This is a genomic window from Butyrivibrio sp. LB2008 (assembly GCF_000621565.1).
GTDB lineage: Bacteria > Bacillota > Clostridia > Lachnospirales > Lachnospiraceae > Butyrivibrio.
On sequence record NZ_JHXZ01000009.1, the window covers coordinates 138,443 to 165,169 of the forward strand.

Below are 26,727 nucleotides of genomic sequence, written 5' to 3' on the forward strand. Positions count from 1 at the left end.
CTGAACAATTATTGGGTAAATGTAGTGGAGAGGCTATTTTGCGAAAGCAAGATAGCCTCTTTTTAGTAGAGTAGGAGAACTTGTTATATTATGTTGCCGGTTGAATTTAAAAACAGAATGAAGGACCTTTTAGGTGACAAAGATTATGAGCTTTTCATTGAGACATTTGAAGCTGATAACAGATATCATGCTTTGAGGATCAATACTTTAAAAGTTCATGATGATTTTAAAGATAAGCTCGATTGTATAACAGAGCAGGTTCCGTGGGAAGAAACGGGATTTTATTATGATGCATCTTTTGCGCCGGGAAAACACCCCTACCATGAGGCGGGGCTTTATTATATTCAGGAGCCAAGTGCTATGGCACCTGTTCATTTCCTTGATCCGAAACCGGGAGATAAGATCCTGGACCTTTGCGCTGCACCCGGTGGTAAGTCCACACAGATAGCTTGTAAGCTTGAAGGAAAAGGACTTTTACTTACGAATGAGATAAATAAGGACAGAGCAAAGATACTGTCTTTGAATATAGAGAGACTTGGCATAGAGAATGCCATGGTATTAAATGAGTCGTCAGAACATTTGGCTGACTTTTTTTACGGTTATTTTGATAAAATATTGGTAGATGCTCCTTGCTCGGGCGAGGGTATGTTTAGAAAGAATGACAATGCCACCGATGAATGGAGCGTTGAGAATGTTCTTCTTTGCGCTAAGAGACAGGCTGAGATACTTGATAATGCTGCTAAGATGCTTGTTCCGGGTGGCACGCTTGTATATTCGACATGTACTTTTTCTAAAGAGGAGAATGAGGATAATATTGAAGCTTTTTTGGAAAGACATGATGACTTTAAATGCGAACTTATGAAGAGACTCTTCCCGCATGAAGTGAAGGGTGAAGGACATTTTCTGTGCGTTCTTAAAAGGGACGGAGAGAATATTTCTGTAAAGAACAGCTATGTGCCCGGTGGCAGAATAGTTCCTGCAAGAAAAGAGCAGATAAAGGTTTTTGAGACGTTTATGAAGGAAACTTTTGCCGGCGATACAGATAAGAGACTTGTTGATGGCAAGGTCATTTTTATGTTTGGCGATCAGATGTATCTTGCTCCGAAGGATATGCCTTCGTTTGAGGGGCTTAAGGTGTTGAGGCCGGGGCTTCATCTCGGAACGCTTAAAAAGGAGAGATTTGAGCCGTCACATGCGCTGGCGCTGTTCTTAAATCCGGAGGATGTTAAGCTTACGTATGAGATTGCATCTGATGATGACAATATCAGACAATATCTTAACGGACAGACGCTTCGTGTATCGCGCGCGGGTAATAAGGGCTGGTGTCTTGTAACGACCGACGACTATAGCATCGGTTGGGCGAAGGAAGCGGGCGGTATGCTCAAAAATCACTATCCTAAAGGGCTTAGGATCAATTATTAAAAATAGAAGGATAAGATCAAAAATGAAAAAACTTCTTGCATATCTTAAGGGATACAAAAAAGAGATAGTATTGGGACCGCTGTTTAAGCTCTTGGAGGCGTCTTTTGAACTTTTGGTTCCATTTGTTATTGCTTCTATGATAGATAACGGAATTAAGGCAGGGGATAAGTCACATGTAATTAAAATGTGCATGATACTTATCCTTTTGTGCGTTGTTGGTTGCATAAGTGCGATCACGGCGCAGTTCTTTGCTGCAAAAGCTGCGTCCGGATTTGCCAAGAAGGTTAAGAGAGCTCTTTTTGACAATATACAGTCACTGTCATTTTCTGATATGGACAGGATTGGTACATCTGCAATGATGACCAGGATGACGAGTGATATAAATCAGGTTCAGCAGGGTGTTAATCTTACGATAAGGCTTCTTTTAAGATCGCCATTCATAGTTTTTGGTGCTATGTTCATGGCATTTATCATTGATGCCAGAATGGCGCTTATTTTCCTTGTGACAATAATACTGCTGTTTGCGGTTGTCGGTGCGATCATGGGATGGAGCATCCCTAAATACAGCGAGATACAGGGAAGACTTGATACAGTACTCAGACTTACAAGAGAGAATCACACCGGTGTCAGAGTTATCAGGGCTTTTGGTCTTGAGAATGAAGAAAAGAATAAGTTCCATAAGAGTAATGATGCGCTAATGCAGCTTCAAAGCTTTGTTGGCGGAGTATCTGCGCTCATGAATCCTGTTACATTTGCGATACTTAATCTGGCAATTCTTTATCTGATCTACAGAGGCAGGTTCTATGTTGAGATTGGAGACCTTACACAGGGCGAAATCGTAGCTCTTTATAATTATATGTCGCAGATACTTATCGAGCTAATTAAGCTTGCCAATCTTATTCTTACAATTACCAAGGCAATTGCTTCTGGTAACAGGGTGCAGGAACTTATTGAGCTTAGGAGTTCTATGGTTGACGGAAGTGATGATGTGTTTGAAGAGACTACGGAGCATGTTGTCTTTGACAATGTATTTATGAGATATGAGGGAGACAGCGAAGATTCGCTTGAAAAGATAAATCTCTCTGTAAAAAGAGGAGAAAGAATCGGAATTATCGGAGGTACAGGAAGCGGAAAGTCTACGCTTATCAATCTGATTCCGAGGTTCTATGATACCAGGGAAGGAAATGTGATAATTGATGGCAAAAATGTCAAAGAATACAAGCTTGAAGCACTCAGAGAGCGAATCGGCATTGTGCCGCAGAAAGCAGTTCTTTTCCACGGGACGATCAGAGATAATATGCGCTGGGGTAAGAATGATGCTACAGATGAAGAAATATATGAGGCTCTTCGTATAGCCCAGGCTGATGAGATAGTTAAGGGAAAAGAGAGTGGCCTGGATCATATGGTATCGCAGGGAGGAAAGAATTTCTCGGGCGGCCAGAAACAGAGGCTTACAATAGCCAGAGCCCTTGTCAGAAAGCCGGAGATACTTATTCTTGATGATTCGGCTTCGGCACTTGATTTTCTTACGGATAAGAATCTCAGAAAAGCTATCGGCGAGATGGAAGATACACCGACTACTTTTATTGTGTCTCAGAGAACGTCTGCGGTTCACGACTGCGACAAGATAATTGTTCTTGAAAACGGCGCTGTTGTTGGAATGGGTACACATGATACTCTCCTTGAAACTTGTGAGCTTTACAAAGAAATATATGAATCTCAGTACAAGAAGGAGGGAGCGGTATGAAGAAAGGGACTCTCAGAAAAGTGCTTCATTATGCGGGCAAATATCGCGGACTTGTATTTTTGTCGCTGATACTTGCTGTGATAACTGCTGCACTTGCTTTGTATATTCCAATCCTTGCGGGTAAGGCGATTGATAATCTTACCATCGACGGTGGCAAGCTGTTAGTGCCTATCCTTGTCAGGATGTTTGTGGCAATCGTGATCACTGCGATTTGTCAGTGGGTGATGAATAAGGCGAATAATGTCATTACTTTTAAAGTTGTAAGAGATGTTAGGGCGGAAGCTTTTGACAAGCTTCAGACACTGCCCTTTGAGTATCTTGATAAAGTGCAGACAGGAGAAGTGGTGAGCAGGATAGTTGCAGATATAGATCTTTTTGCTGATGGACTGCTGATGGGATTTACCCAGCTTTTTACTGGTATAGTGACGATTCTTTTCACGCTTGTGTTCATGTTTTATTTAAGCTTCAGGATTGCGATAGTTGTAGTTGCGCTCACACCGCTTTCGCTTATTGTTGCAAGAGTTATCGCAGATAAGTCGTTCAAGCTATTCAAGATTCAGAGTGAAGCCAGAGCGGATCAGACTTCGTTTGTCGATGAGATGATCGGTAATCTTCAGGTTGTAAAGGCATTTGCGCATGAAGATGAGAACATGGAATATTTTGATGAGGTAAATGGCAAGTTAGAAGACGCTTCTGTTAAGGCAGTTTTTGTTTCGGCGATAACTAACCCCGGAACAAGATTTATAAATAACCTTGTATATGCATTTGTTGCTCTTTTCGGAGCTTTTGCGTGCATCAGTGGCGGAATGACCGTGGGCGGACTTACGATCTTTTTAAGCTATGCAAATCAGTATACGAAGCCTTTTAATGAAATCTCGGGAGTCGTGACTGAACTTCAGAATGCGCTTGCCTGCGCTAAGAGGGTATTTGATCTTATTGAGGAAAAGAGCGAAGAAAAGGATAAAAAGTCTGCGCCCGAGAAGTTTACCGCTGAAGGCGTCGTTGATATCAAAGATGTTTCTTTTTCATATGATAAGAATAAGAAGCTTATAGAAGATCTTGACCTTAATATTGTCAAAGGTCAGAGAGTTGCGATAGTAGGACCTACGGGAAGCGGAAAGACGACGCTTATCAACCTGCTTATGAGATTTTATGATGTTGACAGGGGAAGCATCAAGATTGACGGATATGATATCAGGGATGTCAAGAGGCTTGATCTTAGGGATAATTTCGGTATGGTCCTTCAGGAAACCTGGCTTAGGCACGGTACGATAAGGGATAATATTACTCTCGGAAGAAAAGATTTCAGTGATGATGAGGTAATTGCTGCGGCTAAGGCAACTCACGCGCACAGCTTTATCAAGAAGTTGCCCGAAGGATATGATACTGTTATTTCAGAGAATGGAGGAAATCTTTCGCAGGGACAGAAACAGCTTTTGTGCATTACAAGAGTTATGCTTAATATCCCGCCAATGCTGATCCTTGATGAAGCCACATCATCAATTGATACTCATACGGAGATGAGAATACAGCGAGCCTTCAATAAGATGATGAAGGGCAGAACGAGCTTTATTGTTGCACACAGATTATCAACGATTGTTGAAGCGGACGTAATTCTTGTTATGAAGGACGGACACATCCTTGAACAAGGCAAACATGAAGAGCTTCTTAACAAGAAAGGCTTCTACCACGAACTATACAACAGCCAGTTTGCATAAGGAATTGAATAAGATTTGGATATGCCAAAAAACAAAAGCGTATTATGTCAACCTTGTGCTAGAATGGAAATGGATGTATAATTCAACATCTATTCAAAAAGATTCAATGAGGGGCATATATGAGAAAAAAGAAAATAAAGAGACCTGTTTTTGTTATTGGACACAAGAATCCCGATACGGATTCAATCTGCGCTGCAATAACCTATGCGAAGCTTAAAAGTAAAATAACGGGTGATGAATATATTGCGGGAAGAGCAGGACACATAAATGAGGAAACACAGTTTGTGCTTTCTCATTTTGGTGTGCAGGTTCCCGTTTACATTAAGGATGTCAGGACACAAGTAAGAGATATGGAGATCAGGATGCTCGACGGAATAGGAGCAGACCATTCTCTTAAGAAAGCCTGGGCTGAAATGCGTGACGCCGAGGTTGTAACTCTGTGCGTTACCGAAAATGACGAAGTCAGCGGAATAATAACGACCAATGATATCGTTGAGACTTACATGGATGTTATCGATCCCGGAATATTGTCTTTGGCCAAGACATCCTACGAGAACATTGTTGAAACTTTGGACGGTGAGCTTATTGTCGGAGACATCGAAGATACTCTCGATAAGGGAAAAGTTGTTATTGCGGCTGCAAGTCCCGAGATGATGGAAAACCTGATCGAAGAGGGCGATGTTGTAATACTCGGAAACAGATATGAAACACAGCTGTGTGCGATTGAGATGAATGCCGGATGCATCATTGTCTGCGAGGGAGCTGAAGTTGCAAAGACCATTCAAAATCAGGCAAGAGAGCACGGAACTAAGATCATCACAACACCGCATGATACTTTTGTTGTGGCAAGGCTTATCAACCAGAGTATGCCGATAAGCTATGTTATGAAAAAAGATAATGTCGTATGTTTCCATATGGATGACTACATCGAGGATATTCAGGAAGTAATGGCTTCGATGAGGCACAGATATTTCCCTGTCCTTGATAAGAACGAGCATTATGTAGGAATGATCAGCCGTAGAAATTTCCTCGGTGCCAAAAAGAAACAGCTTATTCTTGTAGATCACAATGAAAAGAATCAGGCTGTAAACGGTGCGGATTCTGCAGATATTCTGGAAATCATAGATCACCACAGACTTCGTACAATAGAAACTTCGGGACCTGTTTTTTTCAGAAATCAGCCTCTTGGCTCGACATGCACGATAATATATCTCATGTACAAAGAGTATGGTGTTAAACTTGATAAAACTACGGCGGGCCTTCTTCTTGCCGCGATTCTTTCTGATACGCTTATGTTTAGGTCACCTACATGTACGGAGATTGATAAGAAAGCCGGAGAGGAACTGGCTGCGATTGCAGGCGTTAACTATGAAGAGTTTGCAAAAGAGATGTTCCATGCCGGTTCAAACTTAAGCAGTAAGACTGCAAGTGAGATTCTTCATCAGGATTTCAAGAAGTTTACCGTCGATGATATGAATATCGGAATAGGTCAGATCAATTCCATGAGTTTTGAAGAACTTCTTGAAATAAAAGAAAAGGTGGAGCCTGAGCTCAAAAAGGCAGCAGAAGACGATGGCCTTGATATGCTTTTCTTTATGCTTACCAATATAGTTGATGAGTCATCGGAAGTTCTTTTCACCGGTGCCAAGTCACAGTATACGATCAACAGTGCTTTCGGCATTAATGTAACGGGAGATAAAGCAACGCTTCCTGGTGTTGTATCCCGTAAGAAGCAGCTGCTTCCTGCGATTGTAGAAGCAATACAGAATTGATGATCGTATTGTGATTTGAAGGTTTTGTAATGGCAGAGGATTAGCCGTACTTGATTTTTTGCATTTGTGATTGTTGTATTTGTGTGCCTGAATGAAGGGTATTTTAAAATGCGAAAAGAGATTTTTGCGAATTCGGCTAATTGATAATATTGCTTATTTTTGCAATAAATAATAAATAAGCCTCTTGATTATAAATTTTCTCTATGATATAGTAATAAAGCTGTACGTCGCCAGAGGTGCAGCTAAGAATGCCGGCATGTCGGAATGGCAGACGATGCAGACTCAAAATCTGTTGTGGGTAACCACGTGTGGGTTCAAGTCCCACTGCCGGCACTAATTTGATGAAGCCGATAACTAACGCGATTCGATTCAAAGGCGCGTGGTTATCGGCTTTTTCGTGGTTTTGAATTTAGAATTCAAGTCTAAAAAATATAATAAAAACTATATGTTAGATGTAATAGTGCATGTGGAAATATTCGAAAGGGATAGAGCATATAGGTGAAGAATAGAAAAGTAGCTTTTTTGCTGATTGGAAGTTTTTTAGTTCTTGCAATGTTTTTGAGAGGGTGTGTCATTAATTCTGGAGAGAATGTTACGGATGACACTGAAACAAGCGCTGTTAAGGAAAAACAGAAGGAAAATCCAGAAGAAAAGGACATTCAGGATACTTATAGAACAGTGAAATGTATAAGTTTATGCGACTTATATGATTATGAGGATGATCTGTCATTGCAAAATGGGGTGTATTCGGTGATAACGGATTCTGAATCGGAAGAGGCTTTTTTGGCATATTTCTATACAGAATCTGATAGTTTCGATGTTATCGAAGAAGCTGATGCTAAAATTTTAAAAGGGTCATCTGACGGAAAAAATGTTTTTGTGGTGTCTTTTAGTGAGAATGATGCAGGGTATCTCAAATATGTGTATGGTTTTAAGTATTCGCCTGATGATGCGATTGTAGAGGCTAAATATGATTCATCAAAGAAGGGCGATGAGATTTTTGATGAAGTGTATTCGCTTAATGGCGAGAAATACGATCTTTTTGATTCAATTAAGCCGTTATTGGATTACCAAGAGAAAACATATGTTAAAGATAATAATAAAATAGTGAAAGTCGAGTATAGTGCAGATCCGAAGGAGCATGGAACATATAATTCTTCGGGAACAGTTTATTATGATGAGCGGGAACGCCCTTTTTATAAGTCATATTATTCGACATCAGGAACAAGATATACTATCTATCTTTACAACACTGAGGGAGACCTGAATCAGATATTTGATTTTGGAGGCTTGCCATATAAGGAGCTTGAAGGTGATCCTAGCTTAGATATCGGAATAGATGTAACAATATATCTTTTTGAGAGATAATGTTATTGTGACAAATATTGTGCAATGAAAGGATATAAGTGTTATGGAATTTAGAAAGCTAACCGTTTCAGATCTGCCGTCATTGCTTGAATTATATCGTCAGCTTGACGAGAACGATGATCAGTGTTCTTTTGAACAGAGCAAAAAGGGTTGGGATGAAATAGAAGATAATTCCAACATTCAATACTTTGGCGCAATTGATGATGGCAAAGTTGTATCAACTTGCTATGCTGTTTACATACCAAATCTGACTCGCGGCAGCAGAGGGATATGTTTTATTGAGAATGTGGTCACGGATAAAGAATATAGAAATCGCGGATTGGCTTCCAAAGTAATAGATATGGCTATTGCATTTGCTAAGGAACATCATTGCTACAAGGCAATATTGCAAAGCGGAACGTCTCGTACGGAGACACACCGGTTTTATGAGAATAAGGGATTTAACGGAACATCAAAAAAAGCGTTTGATATGAGGCTGGATTGATTTTTATGTGCACCGCACAGAGCCTGCGAGGACAAAGCGTGCGGTGCAAAAAATAAATTTTATACCGTACAGAATCTATGCAGTCAGGGTGTACGGTGCAGAAAATGGAATTCACACCGTACAGAATCTATGCAGTCAGGGTGTACGGTGCAGAGAATGGAATTCACACCGTACAGAATCTATGCAGTCAAGGTATACGGTGCAGAGAGTGAAATTTACACCGTACAGAATCTATGCAGTCAAGGTGTACGGTGCAGAGAATGAAATTCACACCGTACAGAATATATGCAGTCAGGGTGTACGGTGCAGAGAATGAAATTCACACCGTACAGAATATATGCAGTCAGGGTGTATGGTGCAGAGAATGGAATTCACACCGTACAGAATCTATGCAGTCAAGGTGTACGGTGCAGAGAATGAAATTCACACCGTACAGAATCAATGCAGTCAGGGTGTACGGTGCAGAGAATGAAATTTACACCGTACAGAATCCGTGCATACCATTTGTACGGTATGAAGAAGAACAAAGAGTCGCTCGCGACTCTTTGCGCTCCGATTCGCGCAAGCTTTAGCTTGCATAATTCATCTGCGCATCGGTCGAATCCATAGCGGTGCTTTTTTATTTGATAGCTTCCTCTCCAAATAAAAAAGCATCACCTGCAAGTGAGGAAGTGTATGCAGGCGGCGCAAATCAAAATTTCACTCTACGATCAGAGTTTTACGTAAAAATCATATGAATCAGTTTCTGATCAGTTTTTAAAGCTGGTGCTATTGTCATCAAATAAGTTGACTTTATTACTAGTGTCTTGGCAAGGTGACAATTAGATAAATTACTTGTGAAATAATCCATGTACTGCGTTGTCGTCAATCGTCGATGCTCGCATCGACTCAATCCTCCGCCTTATACTTGAATTATTTCACTTCGTAATTGATCAAAAGTCATCTTGCCAAGACACTTGCCTAAATTGTTATTTGCTTCAGTGTAATTAAATGTCGTAACGCTCGGTACGATTTATTTCTTACATTTGTCCTTGAATAAGTAATACGCGAGCACGTGCAGCGCTTGTTTGAAGTCGCCTCCGAAGATTGAAGACAATAGCTCCGGTTCACTAAGCTTCACGACGTTCAGGAATTCTGTTGCGTCAAGCTCCTGAGTTGCGGTTTTCACGCAATCTGTGGCGCAGTAGATATGTACGTTGCTGTTTGAGATTGTTGCATTTGCAGGAATTGTGAGAAGATGAGTCCAGTTGTCGGAAGTATAGCCTGTTTCTTCGCGAAGCTCACGTTTAGCGGCTTCAAAGGCTTCATCTTCGGATGCAATGATGTTGTCTTTGGTAATGCAAGTTTTGCAGGAATTATCTGATTCTTGTTCTGTACAATCAGATGAAAGATTGGATTCCTCTTTTTTATCATATTCAATTCCTCCTGCGGGGAATTCTGTAGCAATATCATTTATGCCGTGCCTGTACTGGCGGACGCAGATGAAGTTTCCGTCTGTGTCGGTTGCGACAACAAGAGAAAAGCTGTGTTTTGAATAGTTATATACAGGCGAGATTGTCTGCCCGTCGGGAAGTTTATACGTATTTCTTCTGAAGTCGATCCACTGATCTTGGACGACATGTTCTTCGTTTAAGAGCTCCCAGTTGAGTTTTTTCCCAAAATTGGTCATAAATTACCTCTTTTTTTCCTTTTTTTACGCAATGTATTTTATCACAAATATGGTATTTGCTGATATAATATTTCGTAGGAACGTGTTCTTTGATGTATAATCTTAAACATAATTTGGTATATATTTGAGAATTTCAGGCAATCTTGATTGAGGCGGTGTAATTTATGAAATTAATGGCAGTAGACAAACTTGTGCCCGGACTTATAGTTTCGGAGAATATATATACGATTGATGACAGACTTGTCCTTGCAAAAGGGACAGTTCTTGATGAGAAAGATATACTCAGGATCAAGTCACATTCCCTGTATAATATTTTTGTTGAAGATGACAAGCCGGTTGTGCTTGAAGCAAAACCTGAGAAATCGCCCGAAGACTTTATGTCTTATGCGGAGAAACTCAAGAATTCAGAGAGTTTTATCAGATTTAAACATGATATTGAGGAGAAGGCGCAGAAGCTTGAAGAATCATTTAAGATGATAGCCAATGACGGAGCGCCTCTTGAAATAGATAAACTTACAGAACCTGTATACCACCTTTTTGTTGAGGCGGGAGGTACTGCCGGAGTGTTCGATATGCTCCATAACCTTAGAGATAACAGCGATGCGGTCTTTATGCACAGCTTGAACGTTTCTCTTATAGCCAATACCCTTGCAACCTGGATGAGACTTCCCGAAGATGTGATTCAGGTTGTGACTGCAGGCGGACTTCTCCATGATATAGGCAAGATGCTTATGCCTCCGGAACTTCTGAACAAGAAGGCAGCTCTCACCGAATATGAAGAGAGAGTGATGAGAGAGCATGTTACCAAGGGGTACGAGCTTATTAAGGATGAGGATATAGATCAGAGGATAAAAAATTGTGTCCTTATGCACCACGAGTTTAGAGACGGCTCGGGATATCCGCTCCACCTCAAGGGAGATAAGATTGACACAGTGGTTTCAATCGTGACGGTTTCAAATATATATGATGAGATGACATCGAGAAGAACCTACAGAGCTCCCATCTGCCCTTTTTCTGTGATATCGCAGTTTGAGGAAGAAGGAATTAACAAGTTTGAACCGAATGTAATCATGACATTCCTGGGCAATATCGCCAATACATTTATTGCTAACAGAGTTATGCTTAATACAGGCCAGACGGGAGAGATTATATTTGTAAATGCAGATCATCTTTCACGCCCTGTTGTAAGATGCGGAGAGAATTATGTCGATCTGTCATCCGACAAGAACCTTTCAATTGTTGCTGTAATCTGAGAAAAAGCTTCATTTAGCGTTTTCTGAGCCAAATAGATAATTGTAAATGAATTATGTTTGTAGTATTCTGTATGTTGTAGAAATGGCTGTTAAGAACACTTTATAGTACAACATATTGAGATTTTTTATATTGTTATGCGGAGCCGAACATGAATTGTAAAGAAGCGGATAAATTAATTCCATTATTTCTAGAGGATGATCTCGATAACCGTGAACTATCCGAATTTCTTAGTCATGTTGAATCTTGCGCTGATTGTAAGGAAGAACTGACCATTCAATTTTTGGTTCGGGTCGGTATGAAGAGGCTTGAAGACGGTAATACCTTCAATCTTCGAAATGAACTTGATGCTCTATTAGTTGATGCAAACAAGAGACTTACTGCCAGAAAATATCTGGTCATTTCAAGCTATCTTTTGCAGGCTGTGGTTCTGGTTCTTGGAGGAACAGCACTTTTTCTCGCACTGTTTTTAAGATAAAAAATATTTACTCTGTTGGGGAAAAAAGTCATTGAGTATTCATGTTATTGACGGAACAAATTTAATAAAGGACGCATTCTATGCTATGCCCGATTTTGTCGACGAGGACGGAAACCGGGTAAGTGGCATTTATGGTGCATTATATAAGTTAAAGAGCATGCTTTCGGGAAGTGAAGAAGCTCTTTTTACTTTTTCTTTTGAAGAGAATATTGAAGCTGAATGTACGCCTGCGGTCATTTATCAGGCTCACAGATTCAAGGAAATTCTGGCTTCTTCAGGCGCAGACGGCATTTTGGATGCCGCAAAGGGCGCGAAGGCTTCATCTGAACTGATATCTTATATTGAAAGTGAACTGGAAAAACTTTCACCGACCGGCAAAGTTGCCAAGACTCCACAGTTTGAACTTAATACTTCATCAACTTCAGATCTTAATGAGGTTGAAGAAATTTTTAAGAAAGCGCATGAATACGGCGCTAAGCGTAAAGATAACTATATCGGATATTTCTTCATGCGAGAGGGAACCAAGGATTCTGCTTCCAAGAAAAAAGAAACTGTAGGTATCGCGCTTTGCTTTGACGAAAAGAGCGCTGTATACATTCCTGTCGAGAATTTCATCACGGAATCATATATAGGAAATAAGCTCGCTGAGCTGAGTAAGGACTGCTCACTTGTAACTTTTGATATTAAGGACGGATATGATATTTTTGAGCCGGACGAGATAAGCAGAAGAACTTCCGGTTACAGCGCAGAAGATACGGGATATCAGGTTGAGCCAAGGTGCTTTGATGCGCTGATCGGAGCCTATTTGTATAATCCTATTAAGAATGATTACAGCATCGAAGATATTTCCAAGGAATATCTTAAGATTCCTTTTGATAAAAGAAGTGATGTGTTCGGAAAGAGCAGCATAAAAGAAGCAGAACCTGCCAAGATAACGGACTACGCATGTAAGGCAGCTTATATCTGCAAGGCTGCAAGCCCGCTTATTAGAGAGAAACTTATAAAATCAGGCATGGAAAATCTCTTTTACAATATCGAGATGCCTCTTTCATACATTCTCTTTGCAATGGAAAAAGAGGGAATAATAGCGAAAAGAGATGAGCTGAAAGCTTATTCCGATAAGCTTGCGGTCAGGATCTCGGAGCTTGAGAAAGCTATATATGAGGCTGCGGGATGTGAGTTTAATATAAACAGTCCGAAGCAGCTTGGAGAAGTTCTTTTTGAAAAGCTGGGACTTCCCGCGGAGAAGAAGACAAAGTCGGGATACTCGACTGCGGCTGACGTTCTTGAAAAGCTTGCTCCTGATAATAAGATTGTTGCGGATATTCTGGAATACAGAGGCCTTGCTAAATTAAAGTCAACATATGCTGACGGACTTACGGCTTATATCGACAGTGATGAGAGAATCCATACAAGCTTTAATCAGACGATCACGGCTACAGGAAGAATCAGTTCAACGGAGCCCAATCTTCAGAATATTCCGATGAGAACCGAAGAGGGAAGGCTTATCCGTAAGGTTTTTGTCCCGAAAGAAGGATATGTCTTTGCCGATGCGGATTATTCCCAGATCGAGCTTAGGATACTTGCTCATATGTCGGAGGATAAGGGACTTATCGAGGCATACCACGAGGGCGAGGATATTCACAGGATTACAGCATCCAAGGTGTTCCATGTTCCTTTTGAAGATGTAACACCGCTTCAGAGAAGAAATGCCAAGGCAGTTAATTTCGGAATTGTATACGGTATCAGCTCTTTTGGCCTATCCCAGGATTTATCGATATCTAGAAGCGAAGCAAAAGAATATATGGATAAATACTTCGAGACTTATCCCGGAGTTAAGGCATATCAGGATAAAGTGATCGCAGATGCAAAAGAAGACGGAGTGAGCGTTACGCTCTTTGGCAGAAAGAGACCTATTCCGGAGCTTAAGGCATCAAACTTTAATCTCAGGCAGTTTGGAGAGCGAGTTGCGATGAATGCGCCGATTCAGGGAACGGCTGCGGATATCATGAAGATTGCCATGATCAATGTCTTTTTCAGGTTAAAGAGAGAGAATCTTAAGTCAAGGCTCATCCTTCAGATTCACGATGAACTTGTCATTGAGACGGCACCTGATGAGAAAGATACAGTGACTTTAATACTTACAAAAGAGATGGAGAGTGCGGCAGAGCTTTCGGTTCCAATGGAAGTTGACTGTCACATCGGGAATGACTGGTATGAAGCAAAGTAAGATACAAAAGGGAAAAACAAATATTATAGGAGTCACAGGCGGTGTGGGGGCAGGCAAGAGCACTGTGCTTAAATACATAGGAGACAACTATAACTGTAAGGTTGTTTTTTCTGATGATGTCGCCAATGAAATCAAGATGAAGGGGTATCCTGCATATGATGAGCTTGTCAGGATTCTTGGAAAAGCTATTCTTGGAGATGACGGTGAGATTGACAGAGGAAAAATGGCTGCGGCTATATTTAATGATGCAAAAAAACTTGAGAAAGTGAATAAAATTTTGCATCCTGCAGTAAATACATTTATTATTAATATTATAGACGAAGAGAAGCTCAAAAACAGATTGGATTTTGTTTTTGTAGAAGCGGCTCTTTTGATCGAGAACGGTTATAAAGATATTGTAGATGAGCTTTGGTATGTCTATGCCGATGAGGCTACCAGAAGAAAGAGGCTCAAAGACAGCAGAGGCTATTCGGACGAGAAGATTGACGGAATACTTGGACAGCAGCTTAATGATGAGACATATAGACTTAACTCGGATTTTGTAATAGATAACAGCAAGGATTTAGATTCGGCAGGTGAACAGATCAATAAAAAACTTGGAGAGTGGAGAGTATGAATACAAGTTTGGAACAGGCAGATCAGAAAGTAGTATTTGGTCTTGATATCGGAACAAGAAGCGTGGTTGGAACTGTCGGATATATGAATAACGGACAGTTTAATGTTATTGCGCAGACGGTTGAAAAACATCAGACAAGAGCAATGCTTGACGGACAGATACATGATATCGGAAAAGTCGGCGCTACGATCAGAATTGTCAAAGAAAAACTGGAACAGCAGACAGATATACATCTTACAGATGTCTGTATTGCAGCTGCCGGACGTGTTCTCAGAACCGTCAGAACTACATATGAGTATGAGTATCCGGAATCACATGACATTACGGATGAAGATATATATAACCTTGATTCTGCTGCGGTTCAGCAGGCTTATTCGGAGTTCCTTCAGAAAAATACTTCGGACCTTAAGTTTTATCTTGTAGGATATTCTGTAATGCATTATTACCTCGACGGTTATCAGATTGCAAATCTTGAGGGACATAATGCGGGTAAGGTAAGCGTTGAACTTATCGCTACATTCCTTCCGGATGACTGTGTAGACGGACTTTACAAGGCGTGTGAAAGAGCGGATCTGAATGTTGCCAATTTAACTTTGGAGCCTATTGCGGCTATGATGGTTGCGATTCCGGATAGATTCAGAATGCTCAATCTTGCACTTGTAGACGTTGGAGCGGGTACATCCGATATTTGTGTTACGAACGACGGATCAATCACTGCATACGGAATGCTTCCTATAGCAGGTGACGATATTACCGAGATTATTGCCCAGCACTGCCTTGTTGACTTCAATCAGGCTGATGAGATCAAGATTGCGGCAAGTCACAATGAAAGAGTTGACTTCATTGATATTATGGATCTTCGCAAGACCATAACATCAAAGGAAATTGCCAAGATTATCAGACCTCAGGTCGATATGATGGCGAAAAAGGCAGCAGAAGAGATAAAGAGATTAAACGGCGATAAGCCTGTCAGCGCTGTGTTTGTTGTAGGCGGTGGCGGCTGCGTGCCCGGATATACAAGAGCTATAGCAAGAGAAATGGATATTCCTGAAGAGCGTGTTGCTCTTAGAGGTGAGGAAGTAATGAAGAATATTACTTTCCTTAATAATGACGGAATCGAAAGAGATTCTCTTCTTGTCACTCCGCTTGGTATCTGTATCAGCTTTTATGAAGAAGCAAACAATATTATCTTTGTTTCATTCAATGGAGAGCAGACCAGAATATACGACAATGGCAAGCTTCAAATAATTGATGCGGCTATGCAGGCTGCATTTCAGAATGAAGATCTTTTCCCTAAGAGAGGACAGGAACTTAGATATCTTGTCAACGGAAAAGAGAGAGTTGCAAGAGGTGAGCCCGGTGAGGCAGCAGTTATTACACTTAACGGTAAGAGTGCGGACATTCATTCCAAGATTCATGCGAATGATATCATTGAAGTTAAACCTTCAACAGCCGGTGAGCCGGGACATGCGATTATTGAGAATATTCCTGAGTTTAAGACCAAGTTTATTATAAATGTAAACGGAGTAAATGTTGAGGCATCGAAATTTGCAACCGTAAACGGAGAGCCCCAGACTGCCCTTTACAATATACAGAACGGTGATGACATAGAAATCCTTGAGTATAATACCGTTGCGCAGGTTGCTGCACTAATGGATATTGAAATTACTGAGGATACGTATATAATCGTTAATAATGAGCGTGGTGATTCTTCAACGCCTGTTTATGAGAATTTCAAAGTTGAATTCAAGGACAGAGAAGAAGCAATCATGGAATATTACAGAGACTTCCCCGATGCGGATGAAGTTGCTGTAAGTCAGGAAAATGAAGAGGCTTACGAAAGCGATGACAATGATGTGAAGAAATTTGAAGGCAGAAGCGACGAGCTTGGCTTTGAAGATCTTCCCGATGATGACGGCGAATATCAGAGAAGCGAGAATTCCGTCAAGAATGTACTTGCAAGGGATCTTCATATCATGGTTAATAATGATGCGATCACGCTTCACGGCAAGCCGGAATATGTTTTTGTAGATATCTTTGACTCGATTGATTTCGATCTGACCAGGCCTAACGGCAGGGCAATCGTTACGACCTTAAACGGAAAGACTCCCGATTACTTACAGTCTATCCATGAAGGTGACAAGATAGAAGTATATTGGAAGTAAGGGGATTAACTGATGCGTTTTACCAGTATTGCCAGTGGAAGCAGTGGTAACTGTACCTATGTCGGATCTGACAACACTCACATTTTGATAGATGCAGGAACGAGCAAAAAAAGGATACAAGAAGGGCTTAATAAGCTTGAGCTTGATTTTGATGACCTTGATGCCATATTTGTGACACATGAACATGTGGACCATATAGGGGCACTTCATACAATACTTAAGAAACACAATATACCTGTTTATGCCACGGATGGCACTATACAGGGCATTAGAAAAAGTGATAAAAAGAATGAGATGACAGGTTCCGTATTCTGTCCGGTTCAAGCGGATAAGAGTCTGTGTGTCGGAGATATGATAGTAAATCCCATGACAATTTCACATGATGCTCTTGAACCCTGCGGATACAGGATTTATTGCGGGGACAAGAAGATAGGAGTTGCGACCGACCTTGGATGTTACACGGATTATACCGTAGAATGTCTTTCAGGGTGTGATGCGCTCCTTATAGAAGCCAATCACGATGTGAAGATGCTTCAGGCGGGGCCTTATCCCTATATGCTCAAAAACAGAATTTTGGGTGACAAGGGACATCTTTCCAATGAAAAGAGCGGCGAACTTCTTTGCAAGATCTTGAATGATAAAATGAAGGGCGTTTTTCTCGGGCATTTGTCCAAGGATAACAATTTCCCGGAGCTTGCATATGAAACAGTTCGCGTTGCTGTAGATATGGGAGACAATCCGTATTCAAGCGGCGATTTCCCTATAATGGTTGCAAACAGAGCAGAGCTTTCGCCTGTTATCGAATTTTAAATAAGTGGAGGAACTATGAACAAGATTATTATTACAGTTGTTGGTAAGGACACAGTAGGAATCATTGCTAAGGTATGTACTTATCTTGCAGATTCAGGGATCAATATCCTCGATATTTCCCAGACAATAGTAAGCGGATATTTCAACATGATGATGATAGCTTCTATGGAAGGGATATCAAAGGATTTCAACAATGTCGCCGATGACCTTGAGAAGCTTGGCAAGGATATTGGCGTAGTTATCAAATGCCAGAGAGAAGAAATTTTTGATTCCATGCACAGAATTTAAGGAGACAACCTAATGATAAACACTAAAGAAGTCATCGAGACCAATGAAATGATCGAGAAGGAAAATCTCGATGTCAGAACAATTACTATGGGTATCAGTCTTCTTGATTGTATCGATTCAGATCTCGATGCTCTCAAGAAAAAGATATATAACAAGATTTACGAGTCGGCAAAAGACCTTGTTAAGACAGGTGATCAGATCTCAAGAGAGTTTGGTATTCCTATCGTAAACAAAAGAGTTTCGGTTACACCTATCGCACTTGTCGGCGGCGCGGCTTGTAAGACAAAAGAAGATTTTGCTGAGATTGCAAAGACACTGGATGAAGTTGCAAAGAAGATTGGCGTTAACTTTATCGGTGGATATTCTGCACTTGTAAGTAAGGGAATGACACAGGCAGACAGGCTTCTTATTGAGTCAATCCCCCTTGCTCTTTCACAGACAGATCTTGTATGTTCATCAATAAATGTTGGTTCTACAAAGACAGGTATTAATATGGATGCCGTTCGTCTTATGGGAACTATTATAAAAGATACTGCAGAAGCAACCAAGGAGAATGATTCTTTGGGATGTGCTAAGCTCGTTGTATTCTGTAACGCTCCCGATGACAATCCGTTCATGGCAGGAGCATTCCACGGTGTTACCGAGGCAGACAGAATCATCAATGTCGGCGTAAGCGGTCCCGGTGTTGTAAAGACAGCTCTTGAGAAGGTAAGAGGAGAGAACTTTGAGATTCTTTGCGAGACTATCAAGAAGACTGCATTTAAGGTTACAAGAGTCGGACAGCTTGTTGCAAAAGAAGCATCAAAGAGACTTAGAGTTCCTTTTGGAATAATAGATCTTTCACTTGCTCCTACACCTGCTATCGGAGACAGTGTTGCCGATATTCTTCATGAGATAGGTGTTGAGCATGCAGGCGCTCCCGGAACTACTGCAGCACTTGCACTTCTCAACGATCAGGTTAAGAAGGGCGGCGTTATGGCTTCTTCATATGTCGGAGGACTTTCCGGTGCATTCATCCCTGTAAGTGAAGATCAGGGTATGATCAATGCCGTAGAAGCAGGAGCACTTACTCTTGAAAAGCTTGAAGCGATGACTTGCGTTTGCTCTGTCGGACTTGATATGATCGCTATTCCCGGAGATACAAAGGATACAACTATTGCCGGTGTTATTGCGGATGAAATGGCAATCGGAATGATAAATCAGAAAACTACTGCCGTAAGACTTATTCCTGTTATCGGAAAGGGAGTAGGAGAGACTGTAGAATTCGGCGGACTTCTCGGATATGCTCCGATAATGCCTGTAAATAATTTCTCATGTGATGCCTTTGTAAACAGAGGCGGAAGAATTCCCGCCCCCGTACACAGCTTTAAGAACTGATCTTAGTATTTAATACATCTATTTTGCGATTGGTGTACTTACATTAAAAGGAATAGTGATATTTGAGTAAAATTCGTTATCGCTGTTCCTGAATTCAGCAGAACCGCCATAGGTCTCCGCTGCGGATGTGATTGATTTTAACCCTATACCACTACCTGAACGTCTGGTAGTGATATAGGTGTTATTTTTTTGCTTTACAAATCCGTTAAAACTGTTTGTTGCAACTATATAAAGGTTACTCATATTTCTTTCAAGGATCTTTATGTCTATTTTTCTTTCTTCTTCCGAAAGCTCCCTGCATGCGAGAACTGCATTTTCCAGAAGATTACCTATTATATTGCAAAGGTCGATGGTAGATATCGAGATATCTTTATCCGGAATTGAAACTTTGCAGTTAAATTGAATCTTTTCGGTCTTGCACTGTCTCATGTAGTGATTTAAGAGCGCATTGAGCGAATTGTTCTTGCAGTAAAATCTGATCTCGTTTTCGGGCATATTGCTTATGTAATTGCTGAGGTAATCCCTGATGGATTTGATGTCACCGCTGTTTGCGAGTGAATCAAGAAGGCATATTGTATGCTTGAAATCATGTCTTACCCTGGCTGTTGTTTCTATATAGTTCTGCTGGCTTAAGTACTGAGCTTCTTTCATTTGAAGAATATGATACTTCTCTTCATATTTAACCGCATTTAATATCTCAAATACTATGTTATAGAAGATTACGGTGAGGATAATGATTAGAAAGAACATACCTATAAGAAGTCCCCAGAATGTTGCAAATATATCATCTACATATAATGAACTGTACTTGGTCGGCATAATAAGCATGTTCATTGCTATAAATATGACGGATACAGGCATCGTGATGATCCAGATTTTGGGAATTGTCAGCATATCAACAAGATTGCTGCCGTGGTCGTAGAGTGGAGACCAGAAGACAGCGGTTATAAAAAAGCTGAGTGTCAGACGAATAAATGTACTTTCAACATTATATGCGCCTGAGTTTGATGATGGATTTACAATTGCATCATATCCGTAGACTCCGTTGAGCATAATTGACATAAGTGCACACATCCAAAGGTAGATCGCAAGAGATTTGGAAAAGTCTGCAAGGAGAGTTTTGCTAAAGATAAAATACATTATGATGACCAATATAAGAAGAGAGAATGATCCGTCTATATCTAAAGCGAGCGTCATTACCGATGATACTGCGGACAATAGAATGATAATTCCCGATATACATAGAAGAAGCGGATTGAAACGATACTTCAGGTGATTCTTAAACGGCAGATAGCACATGATCGCTGTCGGGATAAGAATAAGATTGGAAAAAAACATATTAAAAAAATTAAAGGTGTTCATCAGATAACTTCACTTTCATTCCTAATTTTATTAAAGATATAATTCTTCCATATCTGCTCAAGCTGTTTCTCTTTTTTGAGCGTGATGGGAGTCTGTATATCACCCGCAATAAAGCAGCTTCCGTTCTTTACGGATGTGATATAGTCCATATTTACCAGGATGCCTCTCATTACAGGAAGAAATCTTATATCTTCTGATAAGATGTCCGAAATGCTCGCAAAAGTCATTCTGACTTTATAGGTTCTCTGGTTCTTAAGTACTATTTCCATGTAGTGGCCGATGGACCTGATAAGCGCAATATCAGAGTAGGGTACTGATACGTTATCTTTTTCATATGTAAAGAAAAGGTAGGGGGCATCGACAGCCATTGTCTTTTTCTTTAAGAAGTCATCCATGACTTTGTAGAGTCTGCTTGTTTCAGCAGGTTTTGGAATGTAATCATAGGCATGGATACTAAATGCGTCAGGCATAAATTCACAGCTGCTTGTCAAAAAAACGATCGCGGTGTCCGTATCTGTCTCGCGGATTTTTTTGGCAGTTTCGATCCCGGTGATGCCATTCATAAAAATATCCATGAAGATTAATGTATAATTATAACTTTCGTATTCGGATAGGAATTCTTCTCCTCCCAAGAATGTTTCGATAGAAAGATCCAGTGAGTTCTCATAGGCGTAACTCAGGAGTATGCTCTTAAGCAGGTCGGAGTCGGACTTAAGATCATCTACAATTGCGATATTCATTTACTATAATTCCCCGTCATAAAATTAGCGTTTTGAAAAATATTTCATATTAGATTATAATATTATAATGCATCTTATGCCAAAAAAAAACATTTTATGACATAAATATTGCTTCGAAATCGCGTTGATAATAAAATTCTATTCGTCAACGGCAAACGGTTTGATTAAATTTGAGCGAAAATTTCTTAATTATAAAGAGGGGCACTTATGTTTAGAAGATTAAAAAATCTGTTTGTATTCGCTCTCGTTGTTATCATAAGCACTGCAAGCCTTGCAGGTTGCGGAGAAAAATCCGAATCAGTTTCTGATATAGACCTTACTAAATTTCAGAGACTTTCTTATGATGCAACCGATGAGCATGAAATTGCGTTGGAGAAATTCAATAAAGGCTGTGAACCTGCCAAGATCATTCGTGATGACAAGTCACAGTTTGAGAAAAATTTTTGTCTGATTTTTCAGGGCGCAAAAGATGCGGTTACAGTAGAAAAGGTACTCGCACTTCTCGATGAGAAGAATATGAAAGCTACATTTGCGATGACTGCTGCAACTGCCGCCGAAGATGATGCTTTGATAGATCTTATTACCCAAAAAGGACATGATATTATCGACAATGGTCTTAATGGAGATTCCTCAGTAGACGTTCTTTCTGATGAGGATATGGTCAGCAATTTTTCTGATTCCAGAAAAGTTTTTTCCACATTAATGGATGTTGCTCCCGATAAGATGATGCTGAATACTACATATTACAATGATACGATCTGTATGGCCGCATCTGCTGCAGGTTACACCAAGCTCGTATCTCCGAGTTCCGGAAGTTATCTCAATGAAAAGAGTTTCAGAGATGCCCAGAATACCGCAGAATATGTAGCAAGACAGTCGGGAGGGAAGATCCTTGTTATCAAGCTTGATGAGTATGTTGAATCTCTTGAGGTTGATCCTAAGGTGGAGTATAAGGATCCCGCTATTGATATGCAGGCAACAATCACACCCGGAAACGCTGAAGTGGAAGATGACAGAGATGTTGTCACCATGGTCAGCTGGCTTCTTGATGCCATGAAATCACAGAGCGTTGAGAATGTTAAACTTGACAGTCTTAAAGCACTCAATGATGAAGAATATGTAAGACAGTTATATGAAGAGACCGGCGGTTATGCTGCGGAAGTATATGAAGAAGTAGCCACAATGAAAGATGTTACCGGTCTTTGCTTCTATGGAATATCCGAAAATGCCGGTAATATAGAGAATATAATTAAGGCTCTTGTAAAAGCGAATGCAAAAGCCACTTTCTTTGTGAGCTCCGAAGAAATAGAGAAATACCCTACGGTTGTAGAGAAAATTGTAAGTTCAGGATTTTCGCTTGCCACAAGAGGTACAACAGGTGGAAATATCAGTAATAAAGAGTTTTATGATATCTACGTTGATCTCAAGACATCAGTAAGAAGTATTCAGAAGAACTACGGACTTAAGGCAAAGTATTACATGCCTGAGGATGCGAGTGAGATAACGGAGAATCTCAGAATTGCAGCGAAAGTTGCCGGACTTGATATTGTTTCTCTGAACAATGAAGTACTTCCTGAAAAGGGATGCATCAGTTGTTTTGATCTTACAAGAGAATTTGATATGGAGAGGCTCAATGCCTATATTTCATCGACTGCCGGCAAGAAGCAGGAAGTTGTTGATATAACGGCACTTGTTCGTTCATCGACTTGTGAGCCTGTTACCGATAAGGATACACTTAGATACCTGAGAGAAGAGAACGATGCAAGACTTGCTCAGGAGAAAAAGAATATTTATACATCAGAGAGAGCTGTTACGATGACATTCTACGGAATCTCTAACAAAGCGGTTCTTAACGATGTACTTACAATACTTAAGAATAACGGTTACAAGGCAACATTCTTTGTAACTCCCGATGAGCTCAGTAAGTGCGGCGAGTCAATAACCAAGATACTTAGCGGCGGAAATGAGCTGGGTATTGCTTATGTAAGTAATTCACAGATCGATCAGAGTTATGAAGAGGTTGCGGGATACATTCTCGGAGCCCAGCAGTATGCGGAGTGGAAGTATGATTCCAAGATATCTGTTGTAATGCAGCCTTACGGGGTTCCTTCCAAAGATACCAAGGAAGCTGTATCTTCATGCGGATGTTCGCTTGCGGGATACGAATATTCAATGGTTCAGTCCAAGGACCGCGGCGCTGTAGATCTTAGCTTTTATTCGACGCTTGCCAAGAAGGTTGAGGCACACAGAGGAAGCATCATCTACTTCAATATGAATTATTACACTGCAGATCAGGATGCTGCAAACGGTGACGGAACAACACTTCTCGCAGAACTTTTGAAGAAGTTTATCGAGACGAAGATATATGCACTTACATATAGAGATGTACATGGAAAGGTGCAGTCTTCAACATCATATACAGTTAAAACTTTCGGAGAACTTGCTTCTTCTAAATATGTATATGTACCTATAAAGAACTCACAGAAGATTGTTGCGGACGGTAACAGCATAGTGGGAGCACTTCCTGATAATGCGACAAAGAATGCATATATGGCGGGACATTATATCGGTAATCCCGATGTGTCATTTATTCCGGGATTCTCCGCGGATGAGCTCAGAGCTTATGACACAACAGGTAAGATCACTAAAGATAAGGTTATATTCCTTACCTTTGATGATTGGGGATATGAGCAGGATATAAACGAGCTCTTGTATGTCCTTGATAAATACAAAGTAAAAGGAAACTTCTTTGTAAGAACGAACAATGTTGCAGACAATCCGAATCTTCTCAGAGCGATCGCGGTAGAAGGTCATATGATAGGATCACATTCCAACTCACATATGGCTGCATGGATTGCCAATGAGAACGGAGACGGTACTTATACTTACGAATCAATCAGTGAAGAAGCCGGACGCAGACTCAGAGCTGATGTAGTTAACAGCTATACGACTTTGAATAAATATTGTGGTGATGTAATGGTCAACGGAAAGAAGTCGCTTTCAACAATTTACAGACCACCGACACTTGCAATGAGCCGAATCGGTATGGAAAACATTTTGGATGTTGGATTTACATATATTGTCAGCGGAGACTTTAGTTCAGGCGATTATAACTGCAATTCTGTTGATGAACTCGTAAATATACTCCGAAACGGCAAGAAGACATGGAATGGCACAGCAACAGTAGGAAACGGTTCCTGCCTTGTATTGCATATGTCACCCAATGCACAGTTTACTGCCGAGGCACTCGATATCATGATTCCGGAATGGCGTGCTCAGGGATACAGATTTGCCAGACTGGATGATTACCTAAAGTGATTGAGAGGTAAAAAATGGAATTTCTGGATAAGATAAAAAAGAAAAAAGGTTCTGTAAACAAAGAAGACGTGATGATAGTTGAAAAGAAGGACAGAAGGGTGCTTTCACATGTACCGGATTCTACAAAACAGAGAACAAATGCAGAACGAAGAGGAAACAGTAGCGACAATAAGAATAACGATTATGAGGCTTTTCTTAAAGAGAGTAAGTCAGGAATAAGATATGTTACCGGTTTCCCCGTACATATGAGAAGTTATACAAAAGAAGGTCCTAAAGTCAGCGGAGTAGGCCGGGTAGTTGATATATCAAATACCGGTATGCTTGTCGAGGTTGGCAGAGAGGAATTCAGTGCTCTCAGCACTAAGACGGTGCTCAAGGTTGATTTCAGAGTTGTTCCCGGAAGCATGCCTGAAGGAAACGAGATGCGGGTTAAGCAGAAAGTTAATGTTGTCCGCACTTTCATTACTTCCGACGGCAAGTTCATGATCGGAATTAACTTTGGCAAGGAACTTCACAATTATGCCGCAGCAAATAAGGACAGATTCATGTTCGTATCATCGGTGATCCTCATCGCATTTACGATCAGCTGTATCATCCTTATGAGGGCGGAGAGCATCATATATTTTAAGTTTAATAAGCTCCTGTATCTGTATAGTATGGTCACTGCAGTTTTTCTTTTGAGCAGATATGTATTTGGAGCATTATACAGACCAAAGAAAGTAGATCCCGATTTTACGCCGGGCGTTTCGATCCTGATTCCCTGCTTTAATGAGGAAGAATGGATCGGAAGAACGATTGAGAGCTGCGTTAATCAGGAATATCCGATAGATAAGCTTGAAGTCATCATAATAGATGACTGTTCAACGGATGGATCTGTCGAAAAGATAAAAGAGACAATCGATAAGCTGAAGAAAGAAGCAAGTGATAAATTTGATCTTGAGGGCAGGATTTCCTACTGCGTACAGGATAAGAATGCCGGAAAGAGAGATGCTCTCGTAAGAGGCTCGGAGCTTGCCAAGCATGAACTGGTTGTCTTTGTTGATTCGGACAGTTTCCTTGATCCTTTTGCAATACGACATCTGGTTCAGCCTTTCAAGGATCCTAAGATGGGCGGCGTAGCCGGAAGAACGGATGTAGCCAACACATATACAAATGCGCTTACAAAGATGCAGAGTGTAAGATATTACATTGCATTTAGAGTAATGAAGGCGGCAGAGGGACTCTTTGATGCGGTTACATGTCTTTCCGGACCTCTTTCCTGTTACAGGAAGGAAATCATCCTTGCCAACAAGGAAGCATGGATGAATCAGAGATTCTTGGGACACAGAGCTACGTTCGGTGATGACAGAGCAATGACGAATTTTATTCTCAGACATTACAGAGCGACTTACCAGGATACTGCTGTATGTTCGACGATTGTTCCGAATAAGCATTCTGTTTTCCTTAAACAGCAGATGAGATGGAAGAGATCGTGGCTTAGAGAATCACTTATAGCAGCTTCGTTCATGTGGAAGAAAGAACCTTTTGCGGCACTTGGATTTTATATGGGACTTGTGGTTCCCGTAGCTGCTCCGATAGTTGTTTTATACAACCTTGTATATGTACCTTTGACACAACATATTTTCCCTACAGCATTTTTGTTAGGATTGTTCCTTATGTCATTCCTGATGAGTATGTCGCAGATGCTTCTCAGAAAGAGCTCAACATGGGCATATGGCCTTTTATTCTGCATTTATTATGAGCTTATTCTTTTGTGGCAGATGCCTATTGCGTGGTTTACATTCTGGAAATCCACATGGGGAACCAGAATGACTCCAAGTGATATAGAAGAAGCCGAAAAGAAGCGCCTTCGCAAGGAAAAGAAGGATAATAAGAAGTCGTCAAATAATAAAAACGTGGAATAAGGTGGGAA

19 protein-coding genes and 1 tRNA gene are annotated in these 26,727 nt (G+C 40.7%); 17 read left to right on the plus strand and 3 right to left on the minus strand.

All coding sequences use genetic code 11. From position 1 onward, the window contains the following. Positions 1 to 90: 90 nt before the first annotated feature. The 7 genes from T356_RS0100625 to T356_RS0100655 all read left to right on the plus strand — a co-directional run bounded on the left by T356_RS0100625 (position 91) and on the right by T356_RS0100655 (position 8,511). Entirely contained in the window at positions 91 to 1,422 is a 1,332-nt protein-coding gene (locus tag T356_RS0100625; RefSeq protein WP_026512808.1) for an RsmF rRNA methyltransferase first C-terminal domain-containing protein, read from the plus strand. 22 nt (positions 1,423 to 1,444) lie between these two features. Continuing rightward, positions 1,445 to 3,169: an ABC transporter ATP-binding protein gene (locus T356_RS0100630; protein WP_026512809.1), complete on the plus strand. Its 1,725-nt coding sequence runs from the start codon at positions 1,445 to 1,447 to the stop codon at positions 3,167 to 3,169. Further along, the gene (locus T356_RS0100635) at positions 3,166 to 4,887 is read left to right on the plus strand and encodes an ABC transporter ATP-binding protein (RefSeq protein WP_026512810.1); all 1,722 of its coding nucleotides are present in this window, start codon (positions 3,166 to 3,168) and stop codon (positions 4,885 to 4,887) included. Before T356_RS0100630 ends, T356_RS0100635 begins: the two co-directional genes overlap by 4 nt. Before the next feature lie 119 nt (positions 4,888 to 5,006). Then, the gene (locus tag T356_RS0100640) at positions 5,007 to 6,659 is read left to right on the plus strand and encodes a putative manganese-dependent inorganic diphosphatase (RefSeq protein ID WP_026512811.1); all 1,653 of its coding nucleotides are present in this window, start codon (positions 5,007 to 5,009) and stop codon (positions 6,657 to 6,659) included. Positions 6,660 to 6,909: 250 nt separating this feature from the next. Next, positions 6,910 to 6,992: transfer RNA gene (locus T356_RS0100645), tRNA-Leu, on the plus strand. A 165-nt stretch (positions 6,993 to 7,157) separates the two neighbouring features. Then, a complete protein-coding gene (locus tag T356_RS0100650; RefSeq protein WP_026512812.1) occupies positions 7,158 to 8,027 on the plus strand; it encodes a hypothetical protein in 870 nt (289 codons plus the stop codon). Positions 8,028 to 8,070: 43 nt separating this feature from the next. Beyond that, positions 8,071 to 8,511 (plus strand): GNAT family N-acetyltransferase, encoded by a 441-nt coding sequence (locus tag T356_RS0100655; RefSeq protein WP_026512813.1) that lies wholly within the window; start codon positions 8,071 to 8,073, stop codon positions 8,509 to 8,511. A 1,012-nt stretch (positions 8,512 to 9,523) separates the two neighbouring features. Here the strand turns inward: T356_RS0100655 and T356_RS0100660 are convergent. Beyond that, a complete protein-coding gene (locus tag T356_RS0100660) occupies positions 9,524 to 10,180 on the minus strand; it encodes an NUDIX hydrolase (protein WP_026512814.1) in 657 nt (218 codons plus the stop codon). Between the two features lie 164 nt (positions 10,181 to 10,344). Between T356_RS0100660 and T356_RS20020 the strand changes: the two genes are divergently transcribed. The 8 genes from T356_RS20020 to T356_RS0100700 all read left to right on the plus strand — a co-directional run bounded on the left by T356_RS20020 (position 10,345) and on the right by T356_RS0100700 (position 19,395). Next, positions 10,345 to 11,433, plus strand: a complete 1,089-nt coding sequence (locus tag T356_RS20020; RefSeq protein WP_051563051.1) for an HD-GYP domain-containing protein — start codon at positions 10,345 to 10,347, stop codon at positions 11,431 to 11,433. Between the two features lie 149 nt (positions 11,434 to 11,582). Then, positions 11,583 to 11,909 (plus strand): zf-HC2 domain-containing protein, encoded by a 327-nt coding sequence (locus T356_RS0100670; RefSeq protein WP_026512815.1) that lies wholly within the window; start codon positions 11,583 to 11,585, stop codon positions 11,907 to 11,909. Between the two features lie 31 nt (positions 11,910 to 11,940). Further along, complete coding sequence (gene polA, locus T356_RS0100675; protein ID WP_026512816.1) at positions 11,941 to 14,139, plus strand: DNA polymerase I; 2,199 nt, start codon at positions 11,941 to 11,943, stop codon at positions 14,137 to 14,139. Next, positions 14,126 to 14,755 carry a dephospho-CoA kinase gene (coaE, locus tag T356_RS0100680; RefSeq protein ID WP_051563052.1) on the plus strand — a complete coding sequence of 210 codons (630 nt, stop codon included), beginning with the start codon at positions 14,126 to 14,128 and terminating at the stop codon, positions 14,753 to 14,755. Before polA ends, coaE begins: the two co-directional genes overlap by 14 nt. Beyond that, positions 14,752 to 16,920, plus strand: a complete 2,169-nt coding sequence (locus T356_RS0100685) for a cell division protein FtsA (RefSeq protein ID WP_035780069.1) — start codon at positions 14,752 to 14,754, stop codon at positions 16,918 to 16,920. The genes coaE and T356_RS0100685 overlap by 4 nt, the downstream gene beginning before the upstream one ends. 12 nt (positions 16,921 to 16,932) lie before the next feature. Continuing rightward, the gene (locus tag T356_RS0100690; RefSeq protein WP_026512819.1) at positions 16,933 to 17,730 is read left to right on the plus strand and encodes an MBL fold metallo-hydrolase; all 798 of its coding nucleotides are present in this window, start codon (positions 16,933 to 16,935) and stop codon (positions 17,728 to 17,730) included. A gap of 15 nt (positions 17,731 to 17,745) precedes the next feature. Next, positions 17,746 to 18,018, plus strand: coding sequence for an ACT domain-containing protein (locus T356_RS0100695; protein WP_026512820.1), 273 nt, complete (start codon positions 17,746 to 17,748; stop codon positions 18,016 to 18,018). Between the two features lie 12 nt (positions 18,019 to 18,030). Then, positions 18,031 to 19,395 carry a PFL family protein gene (locus tag T356_RS0100700; protein ID WP_026512821.1) on the plus strand — a complete coding sequence of 455 codons (1,365 nt, stop codon included), beginning with the start codon at positions 18,031 to 18,033 and terminating at the stop codon, positions 19,393 to 19,395. An 18-nt stretch (positions 19,396 to 19,413) separates the two neighbouring features. On the opposite strand, the gene T356_RS0100705 is transcribed toward T356_RS0100700, so the two are convergent. After that, entirely contained in the window at positions 19,414 to 20,757 is a 1,344-nt protein-coding gene (locus T356_RS0100705) for a sensor histidine kinase (protein WP_026512822.1), read from the minus strand. Next, positions 20,757 to 21,497 (minus strand): LytR/AlgR family response regulator transcription factor, encoded by a 741-nt coding sequence (locus tag T356_RS0100710; protein WP_026512823.1) that lies wholly within the window; start codon positions 21,495 to 21,497, stop codon positions 20,757 to 20,759. The genes T356_RS0100705 and T356_RS0100710 overlap by 1 nt, the downstream gene beginning before the upstream one ends. Before the next feature lie 207 nt (positions 21,498 to 21,704). Between T356_RS0100710 and T356_RS0100715 the strand changes: the two genes are divergently transcribed. Further along, a complete protein-coding gene (locus T356_RS0100715; RefSeq protein WP_026512824.1) occupies positions 21,705 to 24,815 on the plus strand; it encodes a polysaccharide deacetylase family protein in 3,111 nt (1,036 codons plus the stop codon). A 14-nt stretch (positions 24,816 to 24,829) separates the two neighbouring features. Further along, complete coding sequence (locus tag T356_RS0100720) at positions 24,830 to 26,719, plus strand: glycosyltransferase family 2 protein (RefSeq protein ID WP_026512825.1); 1,890 nt, start codon at positions 24,830 to 24,832, stop codon at positions 26,717 to 26,719. The last annotated feature ends 8 nt before the right edge of the window (positions 26,720 to 26,727 follow it).

Bases quoted from the DNA above. Each gene is read 5' to 3' on its own strand.
- T356_RS0100695 (WP_026512820.1), top strand. From the start codon at position 17,746: ATGAACAAGATTATTATTACAGTTGTTGGTAAGGACACAGTAGGAATC.
- T356_RS0100710 (WP_026512823.1), bottom strand. From the start codon at position 21,497: ATGAATATCGCAATTGTAGATGATCTTAAGTCCGACTCCGACCTGCTT.
- T356_RS0100685 (WP_035780069.1), top strand. From the start codon at position 14,752: ATGAATACAAGTTTGGAACAGGCAGATCAGAAAGTAGTATTTGGTCTT.
- T356_RS0100625 (WP_026512808.1), top strand. From the start codon at position 91: ATGTTGCCGGTTGAATTTAAAAACAGAATGAAGGACCTTTTAGGTGAC.
- T356_RS0100700 (WP_026512821.1), top strand. From the start codon at position 18,031: ATGATAAACACTAAAGAAGTCATCGAGACCAATGAAATGATCGAGAAG.
- T356_RS20020 (WP_051563051.1), top strand. From the start codon at position 10,345: ATGAAATTAATGGCAGTAGACAAACTTGTGCCCGGACTTATAGTTTCG.
- T356_RS0100690 (WP_026512819.1), top strand. From the start codon at position 16,933: ATGCGTTTTACCAGTATTGCCAGTGGAAGCAGTGGTAACTGTACCTAT.
- T356_RS0100630 (WP_026512809.1), top strand. From the start codon at position 1,445: ATGAAAAAACTTCTTGCATATCTTAAGGGATACAAAAAAGAGATAGTA.
- T356_RS0100715 (WP_026512824.1), top strand. From the start codon at position 21,705: ATGTTTAGAAGATTAAAAAATCTGTTTGTATTCGCTCTCGTTGTTATC.
- T356_RS0100660 (WP_026512814.1), bottom strand. From the start codon at position 10,180: ATGACCAATTTTGGGAAAAAACTCAACTGGGAGCTCTTAAACGAAGAA.
- T356_RS0100640 (WP_026512811.1), top strand. From the start codon at position 5,007: ATGAGAAAAAAGAAAATAAAGAGACCTGTTTTTGTTATTGGACACAAG.
- T356_RS0100720 (WP_026512825.1), top strand. From the start codon at position 24,830: ATGGAATTTCTGGATAAGATAAAAAAGAAAAAAGGTTCTGTAAACAAA.
- coaE (WP_051563052.1), top strand. From the start codon at position 14,126: ATGAAGCAAAGTAAGATACAAAAGGGAAAAACAAATATTATAGGAGTC.
- T356_RS0100670 (WP_026512815.1), top strand. From the start codon at position 11,583: ATGAATTGTAAAGAAGCGGATAAATTAATTCCATTATTTCTAGAGGAT.
- T356_RS0100655 (WP_026512813.1), top strand. From the start codon at position 8,071: ATGGAATTTAGAAAGCTAACCGTTTCAGATCTGCCGTCATTGCTTGAA.
- T356_RS0100705 (WP_026512822.1), bottom strand. From the start codon at position 20,757: ATGAACACCTTTAATTTTTTTAATATGTTTTTTTCCAATCTTATTCTT.
- T356_RS0100635 (WP_026512810.1), top strand. From the start codon at position 3,166: ATGAAGAAAGGGACTCTCAGAAAAGTGCTTCATTATGCGGGCAAATAT.